The sequence below is a fragment of the Acuticoccus sediminis genome, from assembly GCF_003258595.1.
Lineage (GTDB): Bacteria > Pseudomonadota > Alphaproteobacteria > Rhizobiales > Amorphaceae > Acuticoccus > Acuticoccus sediminis.
On sequence record NZ_QHHQ01000001.1, the window covers coordinates 1,440,763 to 1,466,956 of the forward strand.

At 69.7% G+C, this 26,194-nt stretch carries 25 protein-coding genes; 14 read left to right on the forward strand and 11 right to left on the reverse strand.

Annotated features, from left to right (window positions below):
* Window positions 1-52 precede the first annotated feature (52 nt).
* Together DLJ53_RS06255 and DLJ53_RS06260 are read left to right on the forward strand one after the other, a co-directional pair.
* On the forward strand, window positions 53-361 hold the full coding sequence (locus tag DLJ53_RS06255) for an NIPSNAP family protein (protein WP_111343219.1): 309 nt from the start codon (window positions 53-55) through the stop codon (window positions 359-361).
* An 82-nt stretch (window positions 362-443) separates the two neighbouring features.
* Window positions 444-824, forward strand: coding sequence for a VOC family protein (locus DLJ53_RS06260; RefSeq protein ID WP_111343221.1), 381 nt, complete (start codon window positions 444-446; stop codon window positions 822-824).
* Window positions 825-830: 6 nt separating this feature from the next.
* Here DLJ53_RS06260 and DLJ53_RS06265 read toward each other — a convergent pair whose 3' ends face one another.
* Window positions 831-2,660 carry a trypsin-like serine peptidase gene (locus DLJ53_RS06265; RefSeq protein ID WP_111343223.1) on the reverse strand — a complete coding sequence of 610 codons (1,830 nt, stop codon included), beginning with the start codon at window positions 2,658-2,660 and terminating at the stop codon, window positions 831-833.
* 178 nt (window positions 2,661-2,838) lie between these two features.
* Here DLJ53_RS06265 and DLJ53_RS06270 point away from each other — a divergent pair, with 178 nt between their 5' ends.
* Entirely contained in the window at window positions 2,839-3,621 is a 783-nt protein-coding gene (locus DLJ53_RS06270) for an SDR family oxidoreductase (protein ID WP_111343224.1), read from the forward strand.
* A 28-nt stretch (window positions 3,622-3,649) separates the two neighbouring features.
* Here the strand turns inward: DLJ53_RS06270 and DLJ53_RS06275 are convergent, their stop codons facing one another.
* Together DLJ53_RS06275 and DLJ53_RS06280 are read right to left on the reverse strand one after the other, a co-directional pair.
* Window positions 3,650-4,504, reverse strand: a complete 855-nt coding sequence (locus DLJ53_RS06275) for a metallophosphoesterase family protein (protein WP_111343226.1) — start codon at window positions 4,502-4,504, stop codon at window positions 3,650-3,652.
* Complete coding sequence (locus DLJ53_RS06280; protein WP_111343228.1) at window positions 4,501-5,388, reverse strand: diacylglycerol/lipid kinase family protein; 888 nt, start codon at window positions 5,386-5,388, stop codon at window positions 4,501-4,503. The genes DLJ53_RS06275 and DLJ53_RS06280 overlap by 4 nt, the downstream gene beginning before the upstream one ends.
* Before the next feature lie 181 nt (window positions 5,389-5,569).
* On the opposite strand from DLJ53_RS06280, the gene DLJ53_RS06285 reads away from it, so the two are divergent.
* The 5 genes from DLJ53_RS06285 to DLJ53_RS06305 all read left to right on the forward strand — a co-directional run bounded on the left by DLJ53_RS06285 (window position 5,570) and on the right by DLJ53_RS06305 (window position 11,275).
* The gene (locus DLJ53_RS06285) at window positions 5,570-6,979 is read left to right on the forward strand and encodes a YcjX family GTP-binding protein (protein ID WP_111343229.1); all 1,410 of its coding nucleotides are present in this window, start codon (window positions 5,570-5,572) and stop codon (window positions 6,977-6,979) included.
* Entirely contained in the window at window positions 6,976-8,085 is a 1,110-nt protein-coding gene (locus DLJ53_RS06290) for a YcjF family protein (RefSeq protein WP_111343231.1), read from the forward strand. Before DLJ53_RS06285 ends, DLJ53_RS06290 begins: the two co-directional genes overlap by 4 nt.
* A gap of 78 nt (window positions 8,086-8,163) precedes the next feature.
* A complete protein-coding gene (locus tag DLJ53_RS06295; protein ID WP_111343232.1) occupies window positions 8,164-8,565 on the forward strand; it encodes a RidA family protein in 402 nt (133 codons plus the stop codon).
* 85 nt (window positions 8,566-8,650) lie between these two features.
* Window positions 8,651-9,835 (forward strand): vWA domain-containing protein, encoded by a 1,185-nt coding sequence (locus DLJ53_RS06300; protein WP_111343234.1) that lies wholly within the window; start codon window positions 8,651-8,653, stop codon window positions 9,833-9,835.
* A gap of 15 nt (window positions 9,836-9,850) precedes the next feature.
* Window positions 9,851-11,275 (forward strand): DUF3754 domain-containing protein, encoded by a 1,425-nt coding sequence (locus DLJ53_RS06305; protein WP_111343236.1) that lies wholly within the window; start codon window positions 9,851-9,853, stop codon window positions 11,273-11,275.
* Between the two features lie 31 nt (window positions 11,276-11,306).
* On the opposite strand, the gene DLJ53_RS06310 is transcribed toward DLJ53_RS06305, so the two are convergent.
* A complete protein-coding gene (locus tag DLJ53_RS06310; RefSeq protein WP_111343237.1) occupies window positions 11,307-11,771 on the reverse strand; it encodes a SixA phosphatase family protein in 465 nt (154 codons plus the stop codon).
* Window positions 11,771-12,613 carry an AAA family ATPase gene (locus tag DLJ53_RS06315; protein ID WP_111343239.1) on the reverse strand — a complete coding sequence of 281 codons (843 nt, stop codon included), beginning with the start codon at window positions 12,611-12,613 and terminating at the stop codon, window positions 11,771-11,773. Before DLJ53_RS06315 ends, DLJ53_RS06310 begins: the two co-directional genes overlap by 1 nt.
* 353 nt (window positions 12,614-12,966) lie before the next feature.
* Here DLJ53_RS06315 and dksA point away from each other — a divergent pair, with 353 nt between their 5' ends.
* The 3 genes from dksA to recA all read left to right on the forward strand — a co-directional run bounded on the left by dksA (window position 12,967) and on the right by recA (window position 16,807).
* Window positions 12,967-13,332: an RNA polymerase-binding protein DksA gene (gene dksA / locus DLJ53_RS06320; RefSeq protein WP_111344147.1), complete on the forward strand. Its 366-nt coding sequence runs from the start codon at window positions 12,967-12,969 to the stop codon at window positions 13,330-13,332.
* Between the two features lie 411 nt (window positions 13,333-13,743).
* Complete coding sequence (locus tag DLJ53_RS35980) at window positions 13,744-15,483, forward strand: ATP-binding protein (protein ID WP_342353581.1); 1,740 nt, start codon at window positions 13,744-13,746, stop codon at window positions 15,481-15,483.
* Between the two features lie 223 nt (window positions 15,484-15,706).
* Window positions 15,707-16,807, forward strand: a complete 1,101-nt coding sequence (gene recA / locus DLJ53_RS06330) for a recombinase RecA (RefSeq protein WP_111343241.1) — start codon at window positions 15,707-15,709, stop codon at window positions 16,805-16,807.
* A gap of 485 nt (window positions 16,808-17,292) precedes the next feature.
* Here recA and DLJ53_RS06335 read toward each other — a convergent pair whose 3' ends face one another.
* Window positions 17,293-18,048: a CoA transferase gene (locus tag DLJ53_RS06335; RefSeq protein ID WP_111343242.1), complete on the reverse strand. Its 756-nt coding sequence runs from the start codon at window positions 18,046-18,048 to the stop codon at window positions 17,293-17,295.
* Entirely contained in the window at window positions 18,045-18,860 is an 816-nt protein-coding gene (locus DLJ53_RS06340; RefSeq protein ID WP_211100542.1) for a CoA transferase subunit A, read from the reverse strand. The genes DLJ53_RS06335 and DLJ53_RS06340 overlap by 4 nt, the downstream gene beginning before the upstream one ends.
* 145 nt (window positions 18,861-19,005) lie before the next feature.
* On the opposite strand from DLJ53_RS06340, the gene DLJ53_RS06345 reads away from it, so the two are divergent.
* Entirely contained in the window at window positions 19,006-19,431 is a 426-nt protein-coding gene (locus DLJ53_RS06345; protein ID WP_111343244.1) for a DUF4112 domain-containing protein, read from the forward strand.
* A 15-nt stretch (window positions 19,432-19,446) separates the two neighbouring features.
* Here DLJ53_RS06345 and DLJ53_RS06350 read toward each other — a convergent pair whose 3' ends face one another.
* From DLJ53_RS06350 to alaS, 4 genes are all read right to left on the reverse strand, one after another.
* Window positions 19,447-19,704: a hypothetical protein gene (locus tag DLJ53_RS06350; protein WP_111343246.1), complete on the reverse strand. Its 258-nt coding sequence runs from the start codon at window positions 19,702-19,704 to the stop codon at window positions 19,447-19,449.
* 57 nt (window positions 19,705-19,761) lie between these two features.
* On the reverse strand, window positions 19,762-20,496 hold the full coding sequence (locus DLJ53_RS06355; protein ID WP_111343248.1) for an SH3 domain-containing protein: 735 nt from the start codon (window positions 20,494-20,496) through the stop codon (window positions 19,762-19,764).
* Window positions 20,493-20,768 carry a cysteine rich repeat-containing protein gene (locus DLJ53_RS06360; protein WP_111343250.1) on the reverse strand — a complete coding sequence of 92 codons (276 nt, stop codon included), beginning with the start codon at window positions 20,766-20,768 and terminating at the stop codon, window positions 20,493-20,495. The genes DLJ53_RS06355 and DLJ53_RS06360 overlap by 4 nt, the downstream gene beginning before the upstream one ends.
* Before the next feature lie 926 nt (window positions 20,769-21,694).
* Entirely contained in the window at window positions 21,695-24,343 is a 2,649-nt protein-coding gene (gene alaS / locus DLJ53_RS06365) for an alanine--tRNA ligase (RefSeq protein WP_111343252.1), read from the reverse strand.
* A gap of 363 nt (window positions 24,344-24,706) precedes the next feature.
* Here alaS and DLJ53_RS06370 point away from each other — a divergent pair, with 363 nt between their 5' ends.
* Together DLJ53_RS06370 and DLJ53_RS06375 are read left to right on the forward strand one after the other, a co-directional pair.
* Window positions 24,707-25,456, forward strand: coding sequence for an ABC transporter ATP-binding protein (locus tag DLJ53_RS06370; protein ID WP_111343253.1), 750 nt, complete (start codon window positions 24,707-24,709; stop codon window positions 25,454-25,456).
* Window positions 25,453-26,157, forward strand: coding sequence for an ABC transporter ATP-binding protein (locus tag DLJ53_RS06375; protein ID WP_226574835.1), 705 nt, complete (start codon window positions 25,453-25,455; stop codon window positions 26,155-26,157). The genes DLJ53_RS06370 and DLJ53_RS06375 overlap by 4 nt, the downstream gene beginning before the upstream one ends.
* The last annotated feature ends 37 nt before the right edge of the window (window positions 26,158-26,194 follow it).

The window sequence follows — 26,194 nt, forward strand, 5'->3', positions numbered from 1 at the left end:
TTCGGCGCCTCGTCACCGACTATCGGTGGTCTCGCCAACGGGAGAGACCGCCATGCTGACATGCGTGATCCGCTACCATATCGACCCGACGAAGCGGGACGCGTTCCACCGCTACGGCGCGGCCTGGGCCGAGGCGATCCCGCGCTGCGGCGCCGACCTCGTCGGCTACTTCGCGCCGCACGAGGGCTCGACGACGCTGGCCTACGGCATCTACCACATCGAGAGCCTCGCCGCCTACGAGGCCTATCGCGCCCGCCTCGCCGCAGATCCGGTCGGCCGGAGCAACTACGAGTTCGCCCGGGCGGAGAGGTTCATCCTGCGTGAGGACCGCACCTTCCTGAAGCGGGCGGTGGCACCTTGAGGCACCGCCAATGCTGCACGATAGCGCTTGATGTTCCATAAATGTTCTGACTATCCTGCCCGCCAACGACAAGGGGTGGAACATGGCGCACAGAAGCCGGCTCGGGGCGATCGTGGTGGACTGCAGGACCGAGGATCTCAGCGAGGCGCTCGCCTTCTGGACCGCCGCGCTCGGCGCGCCGGGGACCATCGATCCGGACGGCAAGTACGCGGTCCTCGAGGGAGGGGACGGCCTGCCCAAGCTGCTGCTGCAGGCGGTCGACCACGACAGCCGCGTCCACCTCGACATCGAGACGGACGACATCCCGGCAGAGGTGGCGCGCATCACCGCGCTCGGCGGCAGGCCCGTGGCCGAGTTCCCGCGCTGGACGGTGATGGAGGCGCCGACCGGGCACCGCTTCTGCGTCGTCCGCCCGCAGCGCGACGGGCTGGAGGAGGACGGCACCCTCTGGAACGCGGACTGACCGCCCTCAGGGGCAGGCGCCGTCGACCCAGTCCATCGCCGCCGCGATGTCGGTGAGGGGGAAGGCGTAGTGCCAGGCGATGCCCTCGGCGGTGGTGGCGTCAATGGTCAGCGTCTCTCCCGTGCGCATCGCGGCGGCGAGCGCCTGCGACTCGCCCGGATCGGCGACGAAGGCATGGACCCCGCGCGAGGTCATCGCGAACGTGCGGGCGTCGACGGTGGCGGTGACCGGCACGTCGGCCTTGAGGTCGATGCCGAGGGTGAAGGTCGGTACCTGGCGGGTGCCGGTGCTCGCACGGTTGGTGACGAAGAACCAGACGCCGCCGTGCGGCGCCCAAACCGGCCGCTTCCGCTCCGGGGCGGCGAGCGTGTAGCAGGTGTCGCCGACGGTGGCGTCGGTGATCTTGTAGGTGTTCCACCCGTTGAAGGCGCCGGTCGCCGCGGTCTCCGACCCTCCCGGGACGGCGTCCGGAGAGCTTTCGGCCGCGGCGGCGGGTGTCGCGGTCGCCTGCGCCGCGGCAAGGTCGGTCACGCCGGCTTCGGCGACGGATGCCACCTGCAGCCCCGACGCCTCGCCGTCGGCCGCGGTGATCGCGATCGTGTCCGGCGCCGCCGCGTCAGAGGACGCCTCGCTGGCCTCCGCGACCTGACCCAGCGCCGGGTCGCGGCCGGAGGACTGCGAGCCGCCTGGCGCGGAAAGGGCGACCGCCGCCTCCGTGGCGGCCGCTTCGGTACCGGCCGCCGCAATGTCCTGCGCCGCGGTGACCGGCCCGGTATCGTCGGGCGAGGGCGCGGCGGCCTCCCCGGCGCGCTGGAGCTCCGCGATGCGCGCCTCGGCGAGGGCGGCGTACTCGGTGTCCCTGTACTGTGCCGCGAAAAACTCAAGCACGCGCACGGACGTCGAGGAGCTGAGGCTCTCCCAGGTCTTGGCTGCGAGCGTGTCGCGCTGGTTCCCGCCCGGAGAAGCCGCGGCGACCGGCGCGGCGGTGGCGGCATCCTCGCGCGGCCTGGCGCCGGCCGACAGCAGGGTCGTCAGTGTCGGCGACGCGGCGACGATCGCGGCCAGCGAACGGCCGGTGCCGCCATCCTCGACCGCCTCGGTGTGGAGGCCGACCATCATGCGCGTCGTCAGGTCGAACAGCGGGGCGCCCGACGAGCCTGCGGCGGTGGCGCAGGTGTGCCGCAATGTCCCGTCGCCGGCGGGCGTGTCGGCAAGGCCGCAGCCGTCGAGCGTGACCGACTGTTCGGCGCCCGCGGGATAATGGACCGCGAACAGCGGCGGGCGGTCCTCGAGCCGTTCCGGGTGGAGCGGCACCGTCCCCCAGTCCTCGCCGACGTTGCCGTGGACGCGCAGGATCGCGTAGTCGAGCACCTCGCTCGTCTCCAGCGCCGGCAGCTCGACATGGTAGGACGCGACGCCGCTGCGTTCGCCGGGGGTGAGGTAGCCCATCCACAAAAGCCCCGCGAGGGCATCCGCGGCGCACTGACGGCTCGTCAGGACGAGGTCGGTGGCGACGACGCTCGCGGTGCAGTAGGCGATCCCGCCCGCCTCACGCTGGACCGCCAGGCGGCCGACGGCGCGGGCGGTGATCCTGAGCACGTCGCGCTCGTGGAGCTTGCGGACGGGCGTGATGCTGTCCGATCCTGCCGGCGCGGCGAACCCGCGCGGCGACGGGTCGAGGTCGTAGATCGTTCCGGACGAGTAGAGGGCGACCTGCGCCGCCGAAGGGTCGGGCGTCGCAAGGAAGATGGCGAGGAACGCGGACGCGGCAATGCCGGCGCGGGCGAGCCGAATGGCGGTGCGAACCCGAGCGGTGGCGGCGATCAGCGTATGCATCGATCCGGCCTCCGGTCCAACTTGTGGCGGTGCGTTTCATATGCCGGGCCCTGCCGCAGAGTGCTGTGACTGACGTCACGAGGCCGCTGATATCTCAGGATCCGTGCAGTAAAGCTTGTGCGTCAACTCATGGGCGCGCCACCGCCAGATGAGAGTATCGATCCGAGCGGAGTACAATATGACCGAATTGCCAGACGGACTTGCGGCGTTTTCGCTCGTGGGCCGGACCGCGCTCGTCACCGGGTCGAGCCAGGGGATCGGCTACGCCCTCGCGGCCGGTCTCGCCGCTGCCGGCGCGCGGGTCGTCCTCAACGGGCGCGACGTCGAGCGCCTCGCCGCCGCCGCCGCGCGCCTCGCCGGGGCAGGCGCGGACGTCGCCACCGTCGCCTTCGACGCGACCGACCATGCCGCCGTGCGCGCGGCCGTCGACGAGATCGAGGCCGGGGGCCGCGCGATCGACATCCTCGTCAACAACGCCGGGATGCAGCACCGCGCCCCGCTCGAGGAGTTTCCCGCCGAGGCGTTCGAGCGGCTGATGGCGACGAACGTCACCAGCGTCTTCAACGTCGGGCAGGCGGTGGCGCGGCACATGATCGGCCGCGGCGCGGGCAAGATCATCAACATCGCCTCGGTGCAGACGGCGCTCGCGCGGCCGGGGATCGCGCCCTACACGGCCTCCAAGGGAGCGGTGGCGAACCTCACCAAGGGGATGGCGACGGACTGGGCGCGCCATGGCCTCAACATCAACGCCATCGCGCCCGGCTACTTCGACACGCCGCTCAACGCGGCTCTCGTCGCCGACGCGGCGTTCTCGGCGTGGCTCGCCGGCCGCACGCCGCAGGGGCGGTGGGGTCGCCTGCCGGAACTCGTCGGCGCATGCGTCTTCCTCGCCTCGGACGCGGCGAGCTTCGTCAACGGCCACACGCTGTTCGTCGACGGCGGCATCACGGCGAGCCTCTGACGCCCTTCGGCGCCGCTCGCCGGCGGGACTATTTGGTGGCAGACGACGGGCGCTCGATCACGACCAGCGGATCCGGGTTGCGCGCCCACTTCACGCCGCTCCACGTGACGGCCCGGACCTCCATGCGCCCGTCGGCGATCTCGATCAGGTTGAAGGCGTTCGCCTCGCCGCGCGTGCGGGAGGAGAGGGCGGTTCCGGCCTGGATCACCGTCACGCGGTGCGCCGCCTCGCCGGCCTCGGCGACTACGGCCGAGGTCGCCGGCGCCGTCTCGAACGCGGCGGCGTAGGTGCGGTGGAGGTGGCCGGCGGTGACGAGGTCGACGCGCTCGTCCACGAACACCTTCAGCGCCTTCTTCGCCCGCTGCACGATCGCCTTCGGGCGCGTGGCGAGGTCCGCCCCCTCCTCCTCGAGGAAGGGGTGGTGGGCGACGATGATCCGGAAGGCGCCGTCGGGCGCCACGACGAAACGCTCGTCGAGGGTCCGGATCTGCCCGCGCGACAGGCTGCCGTGCGACCAGTCGAGCTTCAGGCGCATCCGCCGCGCCGTGTTCAGCCCCACCACCGCGACGTCCGGCCCGAACCAGGCCGGCTCGAGGTCCTCGGCGATGTAGTGGCGCCAGCGCCGCCACGGGTGCAGCAGGCGCTCGGGAATGTTCCAGGGGGTGACGTCGTGGTTGCCCGGCACCGCCAGCGTGGGCGCCTTCAGGCGGTCGATGAACTCCCGGGCGCGTTCGAACTCGTCGTGGCGGGCGGCGAGGGTGAGGTCTCCGGAGAGAATCACGAGGTCGAGCTCGGCGACGTTGAGCTCGTGGATGAGGGTTTCCGTCGTGGCCGGGTCTTCCGATCCGAAATGGAGGTCAGAGACCTGGGCGATTGTCGTCACGGCTCCTCCTTGGGGGCGAAGACTTTGATTTCCCCGCGGACGATCTCAACCGTGCAGGGTGAGGCGATCAGCGTGCTTTCGCCGTCCAGCATGGCATGCATGCGGCGGCGGGGGCCGGCGATGGTGGCGCCGGTGGCGACGACCTTGTCGACGTGCTCGTCGCTGGCGAGCTGGCCGAAGGCGCCGCGCACGAGGAGCCGGGCGACGTCCGCGCCGGTCTCGGGGTGGATCGCGAACACCGTCATCTGCCCGTTCGCGAAGGAGACGCGGCGCGGTCGTGGCAGCATCCAGTCGCCGATGGTTCCGACGAGGAGGGCGAAGGACGGCGCGGTGAGGACCTTCTCCCCGCCGTCGGTCGCGGCGTTCAGCGTCATCTTCGGATCGCGCGGCAGTGTCGTCAGCGCGTGCGCGGCGAGCCAGATGCGGTCGAGGATGCGCATCCTGCCGCGGCGGGCCTCGCGGTGGACGCCGATGCGCACCGGCAGCCCGGTGAACAGCGTGTGCATGAAGACCCGGTCGCCGACGCGTCCGTAGTCGACGTCGCGCGTCACGCCGTCGGCGATGACCCTGGCGGCCGCCTCCGTGTCCTCCGGAATGCCGAAGTCGTAGGCGAGGAGGTTCATCGTGCCAGCCGGGAGGATCCCGATCGGCCGGCCACCGCGGTGAGCCTCGATCGCCGCGCGGATCGTGCCGTCGCCGCCGCTGACGACGATGATGTCAGCTTCGGCGTCGCGGCTCTGTTTCAGCTGCGCGGAGAGGTCGCCCCGCATGGGCGTGACGGTGATGCCGACGCGCTCCAGCGCGGCGACAGTGGTGTCGAGGGCGTCATGGTGTTCCAGGTGTCGCCCGGAGGAGGCGTTGAAAATCAAGGCTGCCGACGGCATCGAGGTCTCGCGTTCCAGTCGTACCTGAACGCGGGAGCGTTCAGATTTGTTGCCACCGGCTGCAATTTCGTGAGCGCATGGCTGGGCCGGGTGTTCATAAACCGTTTCGCGATCTAATGGAGCCGGGGAGAACGAGGGGGCGAGCGTGCGCGAGCGTTGGCGGCGAATCGGTGGTGAGGCGATGACGGCGGCGGGGGCCGTCGGCGAGCGCCTGGGCGAGGCGTTCTCGCCCACACTGCGCCTCGGCGTCACCGGGCTGTCGCGCTCGGGCAAGACGGTGTTTCTCGCCGCGCTGGTGCATAATCTGGTCCACGGCGGCCGCCTGCCGCTGTTCGCGCCCTATGCCGAGGGGCGGCTCTCCAGCGCCGGTCTCGCGCCGCAGCCGGACGACGAAGTGCCGCGCTTTCCCTACGAGGACCATGTGCGCGCGCTGGTGGACGAACGTGTGTGGCCGTCGTCGACACGCAAGATCGCGCAGCTGCGCGTGACGATCGAGTACGAGAGCGCGCGGGTGCTGACGCGCCGATTCGGCTCCGGACGGCTGCACCTCGACCTCGTCGACTATCCGGGCGAGTGGCTCCTCGACCTGCCGCTGATGCATCTCGACTATGCGGCCTGGTGTCGCGAGGCGATGGACGAGGCCGCCCGCCGCCCGGCCGACGCGGCACCCTTCACCACCGCGCTCCAGGGCGTCGACCCCTCCGCGCCCGCGAGCGAGGCGGTGGCGCAGGCCCTCGCGGAGGCCTTCACGCGGTACCTGAAGGACGCGCGGGCCGACCCCAACGCGCTCGCCTCGCTGCCGCCCGGGCGCTTCCTGATGCCGGGTGACATGGAGGGGTCCCCCGCGCTCACCTTCGCGCCGCTGCCGATCACCGCCAGCGAGGCCGCGCCGGGCTCGCTGCAGGCGATGATGGAGCGGCGCTACGAGTCCTACAAAACCCATGTCGTGCGGCCCTTCTTCAAGGACCACTTCGCCCGGCTCGACCGGCAGATCGTCCTCGTCGACGTGCTGGCGGCGCTCAACGGCGGGCCGCAGGCGCTCGACGAGCTGCGGCGGGCGCTGCGCGGCGTGCTGTCCTGCTTCCGCACCGGCAAGCTCTCCTTCCTCGGCGCGCTGGTGGACCGGCGCATCCAGAAGATCCTCTTCGTCGCCACCAAGGCCGACCACATCCACCACGCCGACCACGACCGCCTGGAGCGCATCCTGAAGCATCTGGTCGCGGAGGCGGTGCAGACGGCCGAGTTCTCCGGCGCGGAGGTGGACGTCGCCGCCATGGCCGCCGTCCGGGCGACGCGCGAGGCGAGCGTGACGCGCGGCGGCGAGACCTTCCTCACCATCGCCGGGACGCCCATGGAGGGCGAGCGCATCGGCGAGCGCGTGTTCGACGGGCGCAAGGAGGTGGGGCTCTTCCCCGGCGACCTGCCCGACGACCCGCGCGAGGTGTTCGAGACGCCGCGGGACGAGTACGGTGTGACGACCTTGCGATTCCGGCCGGGCAGGATCGAGACGGCCGGCGAGGTGACGTTGTCGCTCCCGCACATCCGGCTCGACCGGGTGCTCCAGTACCTCATCGGAGACCGCCTCCAATGAACAAGCGCCGCCCCATCGTGTTCGATATCGACGAGGTCGAGTTCGACGACGAGGCGTTCGAGCCGGAGGCGCCCGAGGTCGAGGCCTTCGAGCCGCTGCCCGAGCGGGAGGCGGAGCCCGAACCCGCGGCCGCCTCGCCGACGGGCGGCCGGCGGTCGGGCCGGCGGGGACGGCGGGAGGCGGACCCCATCAACGAGCCGGAGTCGCGCGCGGCCCCGGTCGTGACGCCGGCGCCGCTCAGGCGCAGGCGCCGCTGGAGCTGGCTGTCGGTCTTCACCGTCGGCATCTCCGGACTGGCCGCGCTGGCGCTGTCCATCTCGCTCTACGCCTTCGTCGAGGACCTCCTGGCGCGGATCCCGGCGCTCGGCTGGCTCGCCGCCGTCCTGACCGCGCTCGTCGTCGTCGGGCTGTTCGGCATGGTGCTGCGCGAGTGGCTGGCGATCCGGCACCTCAAGCAGATCGAGAACCTGAGGCGCCGCGCCGACGAAGCGGTCGCCACCGACGACCCGGCCGACGCGCGCGACGTCCTGGCCGACCTCATCGACCTCTACGGCGACCGCCCTGCCACCGCCCGCGGACGCAAGGCGTTGAAGAGCCACATGCGCGAGGTGATCGACGGGCGCGACCTCATCGCACTGGGCGAGCGCGAGGTGCTGTCCCCGCTCGACCGGCAGGCGACGACGCAGATCGTCGCCTCGGCGCGGCGGGTGGCGGCGGTGACGGCCCTGTCGCCGCGCGCGCTGGTGGATATCGCCTACGTCGTCTTCGCGGCGCTGTCGCTGGTGCGGCAGATCGCGATGATCTACGGCGGGCGGCCGGGTACGCTCGGCTTCCTGCGCGTCCTGCGCCACGCCATCGCCCACCTCGCCGTGACCGGTGGGATGGCGGCGACCGACTCGCTGATCGGCGAAGTGATCGGCAAGGGGATCGCGGCCAAGCTCTCCGCCCGCCTCGGCGAGGGCATCGTCAACGGACTGATGACGGCGCGGCTGGGGCTGGCGGCACTCGACGTCCTGCGCCCGCTCCCCTTCCACGGCACGCGCCGCCCGCGCATCAACGACGTCATGGCCGAGATCGCCAAGATCGCGCCGAAGGACGACAGGTAGCCGGGTCGGGCAACACGTGCCGCCTTTGGTTGAGAGATAATAATGTTATCCTCGGGCGCAGTTTTCCGAGGATCTGGCATGAGATACGAACGCGAACTCATCTCGAACGGCAATCCGATGGAGGCGATCGTCGGGTTCAGCCGAGCCGTGCGCGTCGGCCCGTACATCGCGATCGGCGGGACGGCTCCCGTGGACGCGAGCGGCAGGACGGTGGGCGTCGGCGACGCGGCGGCGCAGGCGCGCCAATGCCTCGAAATCATCAAGGCCGCGCTGGAGCAGGCGGGATCCGGCCTGCAGGACGTCGTGCGGACCCGCGTCATCCTGACCAACATCGACGACTGGAAGGCCGTGATCGACGTGCGCAAGGAATATTTCGCCGACGTGCGTCCGGTCGACACGATCATGGCGGTCGATCGCTTCGTGAACCCCGAGTGGCTGGTCGAATTCGAGGTTGACGCAGTCGTCGCCGATCGCACGTAGAAAGGGTGGCGGTGACGCGGCCGGATGCGGCTCGTCAGCGCCGGCCGCGATGCTATAACGGCCGTCGGCCCAAAGGAGTGTCGCGATGTTCACGCCGTTGTTCGAAGGCCTGCGCAAGGAAGGCGTGCCCGTGTCCCTGCGCGAGTACCTGACGCTTCTGGAAGCGATGCAGGGCGGTCTCGCCGACGACGATATCGAGACGTTCTACTACCTCGCCCGCTCCACCCTGGTGAAGGACGAGACGAAGATCGACGCGTTCGACCGCGTCTTCGGCCGCGTCTTCCAGGGTCTGCAGTCGCTGTCGGAGGCGGCGGACGGCGTCGACGTCGCCGAGCTTCCCGAGGAGTGGCTGCGCGCGCTCGCCGACCGGGTCTTCACCGAGGAGGAGAAGGCCCAGATCGAGGCGCTCGGCGGCTTCGAGAAGCTGATGGAGACGCTGCGCCAGCGCCTCGAGGAGCAGAAGGGGCGCCACCAGGGCGGCAACAAGTGGATCGGGACCGGCGGCACCTCGCCGTTCGGCCACGGCGGCTACAATCCGGAGGGCGTGCGCATCGGCGGGCCCGGGCGCCACCGCCGCGCGGTGAAGGTCTGGGACAAGCGCGAGTTCCGCGACCTCGACGGCGACGTCGAGATCGGCACCCGCGCGATCCGCATCGCCCTGCGCAAGCTGAGGAAGCTCGCCCGCACCGGCGCGGCGGAGGAGCTCGACCTCCCCGAGACCATCGAGGCGACCGCGCGCGAGGGGTTCCTCGACGTCCGCACCCGGCGCGAGCGGCAGAACGCCATCCGCGTGCTCCTGCTGCTCGACATCGGCGGCTCGATGGACGACCACGTGAAGGTCTGCGAGGAGCTGTTCTCGGCAGCGAAGTCGGAATTCAACTCGCTGACGCAGTTCTACTTTCACAATTGCGTTTATGAGGGGCTGTGGACCTCCAACGCGCGCCGCCGCACGGAGGTGACCTCGACGATCGACATCATCCGCCGCTTTCCGCCGGATACGCGGCTGATCTTCGTGGGCGACGCGGCGATGAGCCCGTACGAGATCGTCGCCCCCGGCGGCTCGGTGGAGCACTGGAACGCGGAGGCGGGGGCGATCTGGCTGCAGCGACTTCTCGGTCATTTTACCAAGGCTGCGTGGATCAACCCGGTCCGGGGTGATCTATGGAAATACACGCAGTCGACCGAGCTGCTGATGGACATCATGGACGGGCGGATGTTCGAGCTCACGCTGTCCGGTCTCGACGCTGCCATCGACGCGCTGAGGCGGTAGGGCCGCGGGACGACTATGGACGCGAGAACTTCGGGCGAGACCACGGCCGCGCGGCAGAAGTCGCTGTCGGTCCTGCTGCGGGAGCTGGCCGGCTTCCCGTTGCCGCCCGAGCACGAGCGCCCGCACAGGCCGATCGCCGCCTCCCGGTTCATCCCGCTGTCGCGTCAGGCGGTGATGGCGCACCTCTGCCGCCACATCGAGGGCGAGAAGGACGGCGAGACCTTTGCGATGGCGGCGCTGCGGCTGGAGCGGCACCGCAACCACGACTACCGCCGCCTCGCCTCGGAGGTGCGCCGCGTCTACCTGCCGTTCAGCCCGGACAACGACACCGTCAACGTCCTCCAGTTCGAGCCGGCGGTGCGCGAGGAGATGGAGGACCACCTCTCCGGCCTGACGCGGCACCTGCTCACCCGGGCGAACTATACCGCGCTCGAGATGGACGAGATCGACGCCATCCTCTCCGAGCAGTCGAGCTACTCGCTCCGCATCGAGGTGGACCTCGACGAGTACGACCTGCTGCAGGTCTACGTGCGCGACGTCTACATGAAGCCGCATCACGTGCGCCGGCCGGAGACGGCCTACCTCAAGTCGTACACGTACAACATCCGCGCCTACCGGCGCCTCTTCATCCTCCTCAAGCTGAAGACCGACGAGGAGCGGGCGGCCGAGATCGCCGAGGTAGAGCGCGTCTCGCTGAAGACGGCGCGCAAGCGGGTGGCGAAGCGCCGCCGGCAGCTGCCGTCCGGGCTTTCGACGGACAACATCTACATCAAGGTCTTCAAGGACATGCCGGAGCATGACCTGCAGATCCTCTTCCCGCTGCGCCGCGTCCAGTTTCGCCCGTTCGACAAGCTGAAGTTCTATGCGACGGCCGGCAGCGGGACGATGTTCGGGATCGTCTCCACCACCGGCAAGGTGTTCGCGGCGACGAACCCGATCGCGGCGGTGGGTGCGCTCGTCGGCTTCGGCGGCATCCTGGCGCGGCAGGTGGCGGGGTTCTTCAACCAGCGCACGCGCTACCAGATGGAGCTTGCGCAGAAGCTCTTCTTCCACAACCTCGCCAACAACCGCGCCGCCCTCACTCTCCTCCTCGACCGCGCCGAGGAGGAGGACGTGAAAGAGGACCTCATCACGCTCTATTTCCTCGCCGGGGAGAGCGTCGACGAGAGCGAGCTTTCGGGTCACAAGCGGCGGATCGAGGCGGCGATCGAGGAGCAGTGCGGCGTCGGCGTGGACTTCGAGCTCGACGATGCGCTGCGCCGGCTGAAGCGCGACGGCATGGTGACAGTGCGAGGGACGACGCTGACTTTCGGCACCTTCGCCGACGCCGTCGCCCGTTACGACGCGCTCGCGGAGGAGCACGACGTCGACGACGCGCGCCACATCCAGGACCTGGAGACGTTCGACGTCTGCGAGTGCGCGGCCGCGAACGAGGCGTGAGCCCGCGACCGCCGCTCCCGGCGCGGCGGCGTCAGGGGGTGATCAGGCCGTCGAAGCGGATGGTGTCGAGGCCGAAGCCGAGGGTGAAGACGGCCGCCGTCGACGTCGGGAAGCCGTGGGCGAGCGCGGCGCCGTCCTGTCCCGCGAATTCCAGCGCCAGCTCGTGGACGGTCGGGTTGTGGCCGATCACGAGGACGCGCTGGCCGGTCACCTTGCGCAGCGCGTCGCGCAGGTCCGTCACGTCCGCCTCGTAGAGCGAGCGGCGCAGGTGGACGATGCAGTCGCCGGTCACGTGCGGCATCACGGCCGACAGCGTGTCGCGCGTGCGGCGCGCGGCCGAGCACAGGATGGTGTCGGGCGTCAGGCCATGCTCGGCGAGCTGGCGGGCGGTGGAGTCCGCCTCGTTCCAGCCGCGCTCGACGAGCGAGCGGTCGAAGTCCAGCTTGTTCTCGCCGGCCTCGGCCTTCGCATGGCGCATGATGATGAAATAGCGCATCAGCGACGCGCCCGGTCGAGGAAGGCGAGGCGCTCGAACAGGTGGACGTCCTGCTCGTTCTTGATCAGCGCGCCGTGCAGCGGCGGCAGGATGTTGCCGGACTTCTTCTCGGCGATCGCCTCGGGGTCGAGATCCTCCACGACGAGGAGCTTGATCCAGTCGAGCAGCTCGGACGTGGACGGGCGCTTCTTCAGGCCCGGCACCTCGCGCAGCGCGAAGAAGCTCTCCAGCGCGACGCGCAGCAGCTCCTTCTTGAGGTTCGGGAAGTGGACCTCGACGATGGCGGCGAGCGTCTCGGCGTCCGGGAACTTGATGTAGTGGAAGAAGCAGCGGCGCAGGAAGGCGTCCGGCAGTTCCTTCTCGTTGTTGGACGTGATGATGACGACCGGGCGGCGGACGGCGCTGATGTGCTCGCCGGTCTCCAGCACGTCGAATTCCATGCGATCGAGCTCGAGGAGCAGATCGTTCGGGAACTCGATGTCGGCCTTGTCGATTTCGTCGATGAGGAGCACGGGCCGCTGCTCGGCCACGAACGACTCCCAGAGTTTGCCGCGCCGGATGTAGTTCGAGATGTCCGACACGCGGGGGTCGCCGAGCTGACTGTCCCGAAGGCGGGCGACCGCATCGTACTCGTAGAGGCCTTCACGCGCTTTTGTGGTGGATTTGATATGCCACTCGATCAGCGGTGCGCCGAGGGTCTTGGCGACCTCGTGGGCGAGCACGGACTTGCCCGTTCCGGGCTCGCCCTTGACGAGGAGCGGTCGCTCCAGGGCGATGGCCGCGTTGACGGCGACGGATAAATCCCTGGTCGCAACGTAGCTCGCCGAGCCTTCGAATCGCATGGCACCTCACACGGACTTGCGCAGTCGGGCCCGGACGGCGTCGTCCCAGGCGCCATGTTGCATGAGCCTTGCCTACAGCTCCGAAGTCAAGGCGAGGCAGGGCAATTTCCGGCTCGGCCGCCCCGCCGGAGGGATAAGGAGAGACTTGGTGTGAGTTGATTTTGACGATGATTGCAAGGGGGCAACACCAGAGGTTAACCGCGTAACGGTTTGTGATGCTTGCCCCTTCCGCCTTGCATTTGTTCCATAAGAGTGTATAGCGACGGCGCAGTAGCGGGGGTGATACGCGCGTGGTTGAGACGGTCGAAGAACGGGTCAACGACGATTATCGTCCGTCCGAGGACGAACCGTTCATGAATGAGCGGCAGAGGGAGTATTTTCGCAAGAAACTGTTGGACTGGCGGTCCGATATCTTGCGGGAAGCGAAGTTCACGTTGGAGCAGCTCGCCGAGCGCGAGCGCAATCATCCGGACCTGACGGATCGCGCAACGTCCGAAGCGGACCACGCGATCGAGCTTCGGGCCCGCGACCGGCAACGCAAGCTGATCGCCAAGATCGACGCGGCGCTCGCCCGGATCGAGGACGGCTCCTACGGGTACTGCGAGGAGTCGGGTGAACCCATCGGCCTTCGCCGGCTGGATGCCCGCCCCATCGCGACCCTCTCCATCGAAGCGCAGGAGCGGCACGAACGCCGCGAGCGCATCCACCGGGACGACTGATCCCGGAGGACCGTCGATCCTCTGGATCGACACAGGCCGAAGGCGCGCCAACGCGCCTCGGCTCCACGAATCAGGCATAAGGACGGTATGAACGCCATACCGCCTCGTTTGGTCGAAGATCCTGCCGACGCGCCCCGGCGCGCCGAGGGGAGCGCGATGTCGCAAGGTGGCCCGTCGTCCGGGAGCCGGGCCGGCGGCAGGGCGGCGCTCGAGACGAGCCTCGCCACGGCCGGCGCGTTCACGGCATTGTCCGGATCGGCCGCGAGCATCGCCTTCGGCGCTCCGTCCGCGCTTTCGGGTGTACTGGCGGCTCTCGCGATCGGCGCGGCGGGCTATTGCGCGTGGCGCCATATCCGCCCCGCCGTGCCTCAGTCGGTGGCCGGGCCCTCTCCGATTTCCTCAACGAGTCCAATGGCCGTCACCACAGTGACCGGCACGCTGGTCGCGTCCAACGCAGCCTTTGCCCAGATGATGGGCAGTCGCGGGCAGGAAGCGCACCCGGACGCCCTCGCCACCGGGCCGGCCGCGGCGCTGGCGCTCTTTTCGCTGCGTCGGCAGTCGATCGCCGAGGGGAGTGCCGAAGGGTTCGTTCCGCCTTCCACATTCGCGCGGCTCGACTGCCGCGACGGGCGCATCGTCCACGTCTTCGAGCCCGCCGGGACCGAGGCGGGCGGCGACCACCCGGGGCTCGAGGAGACGCTCGTCGCCATCGTCCCCGCGGCGGCGGTCGTGGTCGGCGTCGACGGGGCGATCCATGCGGCGAACGCCCGCTACCGCGCCCTCGTCGGGGAAGGCTCCAACCTCGCCGACGGCCTCGCGGCGGAGGACGGCGTCGTCGCCCGCCTCGTGCGGCAGGCCCACCAGCACCACACCAGCCGCGTCGATGCGACGCTGCGGCATACGCCCGGCCGGCGCATCCGCCTCTCGGCCAACCCGTTCCCGGGCTCCGACGACCGGGCGATGATCGTCCTCTCCGACGTCACCGACCAGTCCGAGCTCGAGGCGCAGATCGCGCAGAGCCAGAAGATGCAGGCGATCGGTCAGCTCGCCGGCGGCATCGCGCACGACTTCAACAACGTGCTGCAGGCGATCATCGGCTTTTCCGACCTGCTGCTGCAGAGCCACCGGCCGTCGGACCCCGCGTTCCGCGACATCATGAACATCAAGCAGAGCGCGCAGCGGGCCGCGGGGCTGGTGAAGCAGCTCCTCGCCTTCTCGCGCCGCCAGACCCTGCGGCCGACGGTCCTCAACCTCAACGACGTGATCGCGGACCTGTCGATCATGCTCGACCGCCTGCTCGGCGAGACGGTGCGTCTCGATGTCGCCTACGGGCGCGACCTCTGGCCGGTGCTCGCCGACCAGTCCCAGGTCGAACAGGTCGTCATCAACCTCGCCGTCAACGCCCGGGATGCGATGAAGGGCGGCGGGACGCTCACCATCCGCACCCGCAACGTGCCTGCCGGCGAGGTCGAGAGCGACGGCGCCGACGAGGTGCAGGTCGACGCGGTGCTGATCGAGATCGAGGACGTCGGCACCGGCATGCCGCAGGACATGCTGGACAAGATCTTCGAGCCGTTCTTCACCACCAAGGCGACCGGGGAGGGGACCGGCCTCGGCCTGTCCACCGTCTACGGCATCGTCAAGCAGACCGGCGGCACGCTGTCGGTGAAGAGCGAGGTGGGGAAGGGGACGACGTTCCGGATCTACCTGCCCCGCACCGAGGTCGAGCAGCGCCCGGCCGCGGTGTCGGACGGGGAGCGGGCCCCGGCGGCGAGCGGGGACCTCACCGGCTCGGCGACGCTCCTGCTGGTGGAGGACGAAGAAGCGATCCGCACCTTCGCCGCCCGCGCCCTCACCGCGAAGGGCTATCGCGTGCTGTCGGCCGAATCAGGCGTCGAAGCCGCGGAGATCTTCGCCGAGGAGGGCGATACGATCGACCTCGTGGTCACCGACGTGATCATGCCGGAGCTCGACGGGCCGGGCCTCGTGCGGAAGATCCGCGCCGAACGGCCGGACCTCAAGGTGCTGTTCATGTCGGGCTATGCGGACGGTGCCTCGCTGGACGAACTCCCCGAGGCTCAGTTCCTGCCGAAGCCTTTTACGCTCAAGGCGTTGGCGGAAGCGGTCAAGCGCGAGCTGGGCCGGAGCTGAGCCCCGCCCGCGTGCACCGATTGTTCCTGTGAGAATCGTGCCGGGGGGCTCTTCGCGAGGCTCCTGTCGCGCTAGGTTAATCATGCCAAAGCGATCGATGGCGCGATACACCGTATCGTTAACGCAATCTTAACGTGTCGAACAGATTGCGAACGCCGTGGTTTTGTGAAACACTGAAATCCAGTCAAGGTGGGCCTTAAGAATGAAGCGCAAGGGATCAGCGATGGCGCAATCAGATCTACGCCTGGTTGAGGGGTCGTCCGTGGACAAGACGAAGGCGCTGACGGCTGCGATCAGCCAGATCGAGCGCTCGTTCGGCAAGGGCTCGATCATGAAGCTCGGCGCCGGACAGACGATCGAGGTGGAGACGGTGTCGACCGGCTCCCTCGGCCTCGACATCGCGCTCGGCATCGGCGGCCTGCCCAAGGGCCGCATCGTCGAGATCTACGGGCCGGAGTCGTCGGGCAAGACGACGCTGGCGCTCCACACCATCGCCGAGGCGCAGAAGAAGGGTGGCATCTGCGCCTTCATCGACGCCGAGCACGCACTCGATCCGATCTACGCCCGCAAGCTCGGCGTCCAGGTCGACGATCTCCTGATCTCCCAGCCGGACGCCGGCGAGCAGGCGCTCGAGATTGCCGACACGCTGGTCCGCTCCGCCGCGGTCGACGTGCTGGTGATCGACTCGGTCGCCGCGCTGACGCCGCGGGCCGAGCTAGAGGGCGAGATGGGCGACCAGCTCCCCGGCCTCCAGGCGCGCCTGATGTCGCAGGCCCTGCGCAAGCTGACGGGCTCGATCTCCCGCAGCCACACCATGGTCATCTTCATCAACCAGATCCGCATGAAGATCGGCGTGATGTTCGGCTCGCCCGAGACGACCACCGGCGGCAACGCGCTCAAGTTCTATTCGTCGGTGCGCCTCGACATCCGCCGCGTCGGCTCCATCAAGGACCGCGACGAGGTCGTGGGCAACCAGACCCGCGTGAAGGTGGTGAAGAACAAGCTCGCCCCGCCGTTCCGCGAGGTCGAGTTCGACATCATGTACGGCGAAGGCGTGTCCAAGCTCGGCGAGCTCCTCGACCTCGGCGTCAAGGCCGGCATCGTCGAGAAGTCGGGCGCGTGGTTCTCCTACGACAGCCAGCGGCTCGGCCAGGGGCGCGAGAACTCCAAGCAGTTCCTGCGCGACAACCCCGAGATCGCCAACGAGATCGAGCAGGCCGTGCGCCAGTCCGCCGGCATCATCGCCGACCGGATTGCCGGGAACCCCGAGCCGGACGGCGACGCCGACAGCCCGGACGAGGACGGCTACGACGCCGCCGAATAAGCCCTGACGCCGGGGCTGCCCGGCGTCTCGCCCCGCAGGGGCACCGCAGCGGCCTCACGGCCATGCCACGAAGGCGCGAGGGCGTTGCCCCTCGCGCTCCTTCGTCCCGCCCCCCACTCAGCTTGCAGATGGTCGGGTTTGCCGAACAGGCGGCCGCCGCGCGCTCGCCTATCAAATCCGATCCACGCAGGGCCGGCGGACGGCGGCCTCGATCAGGGGGCGCAGCGCGCCCGTCTTCGCCATTCTCACTGTGCTGCGCGTCGCTCCGTGCAGCGCATCGCCCCTGCCGCCCGCCCGAAGCCGCCTTCGGTCGCACGTCAATCGGGCGACCGTCGGGGTGGACCTTGGGTTTCGATCCGCGAGGGGCGGGCGACGGTGATCCGGCGTCCGGCACGTCAGCATGCGTGCCGCCAACGCGTGGCCCCCGGGGTGAGGCGCCGGGGACCGGATTTGCGGGGCAGACGGACGACGCCGTCCGGCGCGGGTCAGGCCGCGGCGGCTTCCATGTCGCTGCGGAGGCTGGCGGCGAAATCGGGATAGGTCTCCGACAGCTCATCCAGCACGCGGGTCCGCAGCAGGTCGAGGATCGGCCTGGGGGGGCGCGGCGTCACCGCCGGCTCCGCGGCGTGGTCGAAGGCAAAGCCCGTCGCCGCGGTGATGTCGGCAAGGTCCGACCCCGGGTGCACCGAGCGCAGCGAGAACCGGCGCCGTCCCTTGTCGAAGTCGAAGAGACCCTTGCCGGTCAGCAGCGCATGCGGCCCGCCCGGCCGGTAGACCCCGGGATCGCTGACCCCCGGCGCGGACACGAAGTCCACCTTCGGCACGAACACCCGCGGCGAGTGCTCCTCGCGGAAGAGGATCACGCGCGGCACCACGTAGTAGAGGTAGGCCGAGCCGAACGAGCCCGGCCAGCGCACGTCCACCTCCGGGTAGGTGCCCGCGCCGACGAGGTTGATGTTCGCCTCCCCGTCGATCTGCCCGCCGCCGAGGAAGAAGGCGTCGATCCGCCCCTGACCCGCGCAGTCGAACAGCTCCACCCCGCCGTTGGTGAAGAAGTTGTGCCGCACCGACCCCAGGATCGACAGCCGCACCGGCGGCCGGCCCGCGGCCTCGTTGAGCGCCCGGCGCAGCATCGCGCCCGCCGCCGGAATCGGCGACGACGCCCCCACCGCGACGTGCCGCACCCCGTCGAGGAGCTCGGCGATCGTGGCGATCAGGATCTCGCGGTTCCCCCCGCTCATGCCGGCACCCGGCCGGCGAGGGCGTCGATGTAGTCGGCGAGCGCCTCCGGCGAGCGCGCGGCCCTGGCGTAGGCCTTCATCGCCTCGACGTCGGTCTCGTACTCGCCCCACAGGGTGCAGGGCGCCGCGCCGCGTGGCGCGACCCCGATGGCGTCGACGTAGAGCGCGGGTAGGGTACCCGCGGCGCTGGCCTCCGTCGCCATCAGGTCGCCGTCGACGATGCGCTCGACCGTCACGATCGTGCGCCGCGAGGCGTACGCCATGGTGGCGAGCTCGCGCCGGCGGCCGATCTGCACGTTGCCGAAGCGGTCCGCCGCCGGAGCGTGGAACAGTGCGACATCCGGTGTGATCGCGGGGATGAGGACGACCGGATCGGGCGCGTCCGAGAACGGGTTGTCGATCACCTTCCAGTCCGGCCGGTTGGCGAGGATGTCCGACCCGATGAGGCCCCGCATCGGCAGGAACGGCGCTCCCTTCTGGGAGGCGATCAGGCCGGAGTGGATCGCCGGGCACGTCGCGTCCATCACCCGGATCGTGCCGGACTTCACCGCGCGGTTGAAGGCCGGCGCGCCGCCCGCCTCGCCGAGGGTGAGGGCGCTGGTTTCCACCGTCGCCACGGCGCCGGCGCCGATCAGGATGTCGGCCTGGATCCCGGCCGTCGGCACGCACACGAGGTGAAGGTCCTTCGCCCCGCGCCGCAGCAGCGGCGGCACCATTGCCATGGAGACGCCCGCATATTCGGCCGGGATGGCGAGCTTCGCACCGTCCTCGATCAGCTCGGCGAGGCGCTCGAGCGGCATGTCGATCGTCATCTGGGGCTCCCTGCTGCGGCTGCTTTTTATGCGCTTTGCGGCCGTTGTCCCGCGTTTGGTCCCGACGGGCAAGGGCGCAGAACGGCACACACAATTGGAACCTGTGGCGCCTCCGCAGAATTGAGTACGCGAAGGAGATTGCACAATGGCACCGACCATTACGATGAGCCGTGGCCGTGATCGGACGTATTCTTCGTCGGCGCCCTCGACGGCCGAGCTGGACCGCCTGGCGAACCTTTTGGACAGCAAGTTCAGCGTCCTCGGTGTCCGCTTCGGCATGGACGCCGTTTTGGGCCTGGTGCCGGGCATCGGCGACATGGCCGGTCTCGCCATCTCGGCCTACCTGATCGGCCAGGGCTACCGCCTCGGGGCCCGCAAGCGCACGCTGGCGCGCATGGCCGCCAATGTCGCCGGCGATTCGCTGATCGGCTCGATCCCGCTGCTGGGCACCGTCGCCGACGTCATGTGGAAGGCGAACAACGCCAACATGCGCCTCCTGAAGCGCGATCTGGCGCGGCCCGGCGTCACCCGCCGACATCAGACCTGGCGCGCCCCCTCCGGCGCGCCCTGACGCCCTGCCGGGAAGTCAGACGCCGGGCGGTGGCAGGTCCACCGCCGGCTCCTCGCCGCGCGGGGCGAAGAGGCAGCTCTCGACATCGTTGCCGACATCGAGGAGGCAGACCTCCAGCCCGTCGCCGTCGACCGTGGCCGTGATGCAGATCGTCGCCATGCGGTCCTCGGTGGCGAAGCAGAGCTCCTCCGGCGAGTCCGGTTGCGCCATCGCCGGAGGTGACGCGTCCGTGAGCGAGGCGAGGACGTAGGCGACCAGGCTAACCGCGCGCATGGGCGTCGTCCGGGAGGCGAGGACGCTGGGCGACGCGGCCGATCCGCGCGCGGGCCGTCACCGGACGACGCCGTGGCGGACGGTGCCGCCGTTCGGGCCGACGCGGACCGAGCCGCAGCCGACGCCCTTGGCGCACCCGCCGGCGGCCACCGCAGTTCGACCTCCCGGCCCTTCCACCACCCGCGCCCCGCCGCAGTGGCCGTTGCCGCATGATCCTGCCCGCGTGACCGAGCCGCCGTTGCTGCCGGTGACCTGCGTCGCGCCGCGGCACGCGCCGCCCGAGCATGACCCTGTCGCGGTGCGGTGGACGACCGTGGGAGGCGGCGGCGGGCCGGGATAGGCCCGGTAGTACGGCCGGTACACGGTCCAGCGGCCGTACCAGGGATAGGCCGTATAGTACGTGTCCCAGTAGGTCTTGGAGAAGCCGACGACCGTGATGCCGATGCGCGGCGCGGTCGCCGCCGTGACGGTGACCACCGAGGAATTGACCCTGGCCGTGATGTAGCCGGACGAGACCCAGCCGCGCGCGGTGCCGTAGCTGACGTCGCACCAGTCGAACGTGTTCACGCAGCCGTACGTGACGATGCTGGCGCCGACGGGGACCACGGTGATCACCGGGTAGCCCGTCGACGGGCCGGCCCGCATGTTGACATTGCCGGTCGCGACCGAGGGCGTCGCCGCCGAGGCCGGGCCGCTGATCGTCGCGAGCGACACCAGCAGCGCGAACAGCCAGAAGCCGGGGACGGAGCGGCGCAGCGAGGCGGCGCCTATATCTTCAGCACGGGTCCTCATGGGTTCATCACCTTGGCCAGAGTGTCACGGCAGTCGGGCGAGACGCTCTGCGCGTTCTCGCGCAGGCAGGCGGCGATCCGCCCGTCGCCGCGCTGGACGTTGGGGCAGAGCCGCTGCACGTCGGCCTTGCAGGCTGTCGCCACCGCCCGCGCGTCGGCGCGCGATATCTGCGGGACCTGCTGCGCCAGGGCCGCGCCTGTCGCCACCAGCGTGACGGTGGCCGCGACGAGGGCGTGGCGGAGGACGGACGTCAGGGTGAAAGTGCGGTTCATCTCAGAAGTCTCCGATAGGTCGTGGCCCGCGCCTGGCGGGCGGGGCCGATCGCGCCCGGTGGGCGGATCGGCGGCCGGGAAGGAAGGGTGGGTCGGCGCGCCCGGCGTTCGGGCGCTTGGACAGGCGCGCCGACCCGCGGGCCGAGTGGCGGTGCTCGGCCCGATGCGGTGCAGTCCGGGCGTCAGCGCCGGGAGAACCCGCGTCGACGTCGCGTCGGGGGATGGCAGAGGGGTGTCATGGTAGGTGTGCCTCCGTCTGTCGCCCGGCGTGTCGGACTTGATGAGGAGGAGACTGCGCCCGCAATGTCATCGCCCTTTGAAGCGGGCGAAACAGTCGGTCTCAAATTGTCGCCGTTGAATAACAGCCTGTAACAACTGTCCAATTCGGGACGGTCCAGTCGCGTTAGGGCAAAGATCACCGACACGGGCGCGGCGGCGCCGGTGGTCCCGGGCGCCGCGGAGCGGGAGCGACGGGTTGGCGCCCGGGCCCGGCCGACCGGCGTACCGCGATCCTCGCCATTCCATGCCGACGCTGTCGCAGCATGGATTCGGCGATGCGCGAACGTTGGTGGCACGCGGCGGCCGGCACCTGCCATCCCCTCCGGGATGCTGTCGTCCCTCCGGCAGGGGTGCTCCGGTCCGGCAATGGCGCCCGGCCGGTGGGCGAGGAGCGGGCGTTTCGTGCTGGTGTCGAACGTCGCCGGGGAGGGGGCAGCCCGGACGGCGTCGGGGCGCACGTCGCCGTCTCGTGTCGTACGGGTAGCCGGAGGCTCCGCGCCTGGCGCCGATGCACGCCGGCTCGATCTCTTGGGGGCAGGGGGAGCGCGGCGGCGGTCGCCGGGCCGTCGGAGCGCCGGCGCCGCCGGGGTGTTCCCGGTCGGTGGGGGCCGCGCCGGGGTGCCGGCGCGGCGTTTCGGGATGTCGAGCTAGGCTGCGGCTTCCATGGCTGTCGCGATGGCGGCGATGGCCTCGTCCGCCTTGTCCGCGTCGGGACCGCCGGCCTGGGCCATGTCGCGGCGGCCGCCGCCGCCCTTGCCGCCCAAGGCGGCCGAGCCGACCCGCACCAGCTCCACCGCGTCGAAGCGCTCGGCGAGGTCCGGGGAAATCGTGACGACCACGGACGCCCGGCCTTCCTCGCGGCCGACGATCACCACGACCGCCGAGCCCGCCGCCTGGCGCGCCTCGTCGGCGAGACCCTTGAGGGCCTTGCCGGGGAGGCCGTCCACCACGCGGCCGACGAAGTTGACGCCGGCGATCTCGCGCGCGGCCTCGGCCTGAGCCGGGCCGGCGAGGGCGAGCTTCTTCTTCGCCTCCTCCAGCTCGCGCTCCAGTCGGCGGCGCTCCTCGACGAGGACCTCCACCCGGGCCGGAGCGTCGTCCGGAGCGACGCGCATCGCGCCGGCGACGGAGCGCAGTCGGTCGCGCGCGCCGGTGAGGTAGCGGCGCGCGGTCTCGCCGGTCAGCGCCTCGATGCGCCTGACGCCGGAGGAGACGGCCGCCTCCTCGACGATGGTGATGAGGCCGATGTCGCCGGTGCGCGTCACATGGATGCCGCCGCACAGCTCCACCGAGAACCGGCGGTTGCCGTCGCGTCCCATGGAGACGACGCGGACCTCGTCGCCGTACTTCTCGCCGAAGAGGGCGCGGGCTCCGGACTCGATGGCGTCGTCCACGCCCATGACGCGCGTGTCGACCGCATCGTTCTCGCGCACGCGCTGGTTGGCGGCGCGCTCGACCGCGGCGATCTCCTCCTCGGTGATCGGCTTGGGCTGGGCGAAGTCGAAGCGCAGCCGCTCCGGCGCCACCAGCGAGCCCTTCTGCGCGACGTGGTCGCCCAGAACCCGGCGCAGGCACTCGTGCAGGATATGCGTCGCCGAGTGGTTGGCGCGGATCATGTCGCGCCGCTCGTCCTCCACCTGGAGGGTCAGCGCGTCGCCCACGGTCAGGGTGCCCGCCTCGAGCGTGCCGCGGTGCACGAAGAGGCCGTCGGCCACCTTCGTGGTGTCGGCGATGGCGAACCGCGTCTCCCCGGCCGTGGCGCTGCCGGTGTCGCCCACCTGGCCGCCCGACTCGGCGTAGAACGGGGTCTGGTTGAAGACGATGCGGGCTTCCTGGCCGGCACCGACCGTCTGGACCTCGGCCCCGTCGACGACGATGGCGGCGACGGTCGCGTCGGCGCGGGTCGTGTCGTAGCCGAGGAACTCGGTGGCGCCGACGCGGTCGCGAACGCCGAACCAAACGCGCTCGTCCGCGGCGTCACCGGAGCCGGCCCAGTTCGCGCGCGCCTTGGCCTTCTGCTCGGCCATGGCGGACTCGAAGCCCTCCCGGTCGACCTTGATGCCGCGCGGGCGCAGGGCGTCCTCGGTGAGATCGTAGGGGAAACCGTAGGTGTCGTAGAGCGTGAACGCGGTCTCGCCGGAGAACGAGGCGCCCTCGGTGAGCCCGGCCGACGCCTCCTCGAGGAGGGACAGGCCGCGCGTCAGGGTGCGGCCGAAGCGGACCTCCTCGGCCTCCGTGGTCTCGACGATGAGGCCCTCGGCGCGGGAGAGCTCGGGGTAGGCCTGGCCCATCTCGCGCACCAGCGCGGGGACGAGGCGGTGCAGCACCGGCTTCGTCGCGCCCAGCATGTTCGCGTGGCGCATCGCCCGCCGCATGATGCGGCGAAGGACGTAGCCGCGCCCCTCGTTGGAGGGGAGCACGCCGTCCGCCATCAGGAAGCCGAGCGCGCGCAGGTGGTCCGCGATCACCTTGAAGGACGGGTTGAGCGTGCCGTCGGCGTTGCGCGCCCTGACGCCGAGCGCGTCCTCCGTCGCGCCGATCAGGGCGCGGAAGAGGTCGATCTCGTAGTTGTCATGGACGCCCTGCAGGATGGTCGCGATGCGCTCCAGCCCCATGCCGGTGTCGATCGACGGGCGGGGCAGGTCGAGCCGCTTTTCGGGCAGCTGCTCGTACTGCATGAAGACGAGGTTCCAGATCTCGATGAACCGGTCGCCGTCCTCCTCCGGGGAGCCCGGAGGGCCGCCCCAGATGTGGTCGCCGTGGTCGTAGAAGATCTCCGAGCACGGGCCGCAGGGGCCGGTGTCGCCCATGCGCCAGAAGTTGTCGTCCGTCGCGATGCGGATGATTCGATCCTCGGGCAGGCCCGCGATCTTCCTCCACAGCTCGAACGCCTCGTCGTCCTCGGCGTAGACGGTCGTCAGCAGGCGGTCGGCGGGGAGGCCGAACTCCTTGGTGACCAAATTCCAGGCGAGCTCGATTGCGCGTTCCTTGAAATAATCGCCGAACGAGAAGTTGCCGAGCATTTCGAAGAACGTGTGGTGCCGCGCGGTGTAGCCGACATTCTCGAGGTCGTTGTGCTTGCCACCTGCGCGGACACACTTCTGTGACGTCACGGCACGCTGGTAGGGGCGGTGCTCGGCGCCGGTGAAGACGTTCTTGAACTGGACCATGCCCGCGTTGGTGAACAGCAGCGTTGGGTCGTTGCGCGGCACGAGCGGGGAGGAGGCGACGATCTCATGACCGTTGCTTCCGAAATAATCCAAAAATTTCGTGCGGATCTCGTTCACGCCGCTCACGAATGACCCTCCAGCGGTCAGCGCCGTCCGACCCTTTTCGGGAGCCGGGCGCGCGTTGGTTCTCAATCTCCCCCTGAGGTAGCGACAGTCCGTGCCGATGTCGACAGCGACAGTTGGGCGAGTGTGGCAGCCTCGCCCCTCAAACGCCCGATTTGCCTAAGACTTGGACTTGCGAAAGGCGTTTCCGCATGCATTGTAGCGGCAAGTGAAAAAGTGGATCACTCAAGATCCAATGGGAGGATAGGTGGCGTTCGAGCAACTCGATTGTCCACGCGGCAAGGACGGCGATGGCTGGTTGAGCCGGCTTAGTCTCGCGCGCGCGGGCGTTCCATCGGAGGACATCGCGGAGCGGGGCGAGGAACGTTGAGCGACATTGCGATTGAGACTGAGGGACTGACGAAGCAATTCGGCGGTTTCTATGCCGTGCAGGGTGTCAATCTCAAAGTTCGGCGCCATTCGATCCACGCGCTGATCGGCCCGAACGGGGCCGGGAAGAGCACCTGCTTCAACCTGATCACCAAGTTCCTGACGCCGAGCGCGGGCACGATCCGCCTCGAAGGCAAGGACATCACCCACGTCAAGCCGGCGGCGCTGGCGCGGCGGGGCATGGTACGCTCGTTCCAGATCTCGTCGGTGTTTCCGCACCTGACGTGCCGGGAGAACGTGCGCGTCGCCCTGCAGCGGCAGATGAAGAACTCCTACCAGTTCTGGACGCCGGAAAGCGTTCTCAACGCGCTCAACGACGAGGTCGACGCGATCCTGCAATCGGTCGGCCTATTCGACATGCGCGACACGCTGGCTGTCGAGTTGTCCTATGGTCGTAAACGACTCCTTGAACTAGCCACCACGCTCGCGCTGAAGCCCGACGTGCTGCTGTTCGACGAGCCGATGGCGGGCATGTCCACCGGCGACATCCAGCGCGTCGTCGACCTCATCCGCACCGCCGCCGAGGGCCGCACCGTGCTCATGGTCGAGCACAACATGGGCGTGGTCGCGGACCTTTGTGACACCATCACCGTGCTGCAGCGCGGTCAGGTGCTCGCCGAGGGGTCCTACGAGGAGGTCTCGAAGAACCCCGAGGTGATCGCCGCCTACATGGGAGGCCATGCGTGAGCGAGCCGCTTCTGAAGGTCGCGGGCCTCAACGCCTGGTACGGCGAGAGTCACATCCTGCACGGCATGGACTTCGAGGTGCGCGCCGGCGAGGTCGTCACCCTCATCGGGCGCAACGGCGCGGGCAAGACCACCACCTTGCGCGCGGTGATGGGCCTGGTGAAGAACCGCACGGGCTCGGTCCGCCTCGAGGGCCACGAGACCGTGAAGATGCCGGCCGAGCAGGTGGCCCGCCTCGGCATCGCCATCTGTCCGGAGGAGCGCGGCATCTTCTCCTCGCTCAACGTGACGGAGAACCTGACGCTCCCCCCCGTGATCGCCGAGGGCGGGATGTCGCTCGAGGAGATCTACGGCCTGTTCCCGATCCTCAAGGAGCGGGGCAAGAGCCAGGGCACCAAGCTCTCGGGCGGCGAGCAGCAGATGCTCGCCATCGCCCGCATCCTGCGCACCGGCGCCAAACTCCTGATGCTCGACGAGCCGACGGAGGGTCTTGCGCCGGTGATCGTCGAGCAGATCGGTCGCACGATCCAAGAACTTAGAAAAAGAGACTTCACCATTCTCTTGGTGGAACAAAACTTCCGGTTCGCCTCGTCGGTGGCCGATCGGCATTACGTCGTCGAACATGGTAACGTGATCGACGAGATCGCCAATGAGGCGATCGAACAGAACCGCGAGAAATTGACCCAATACTTGGGCGTTTGACGGTTCGGCAAACGAATAATGAAAGGGAGAGAGTAAT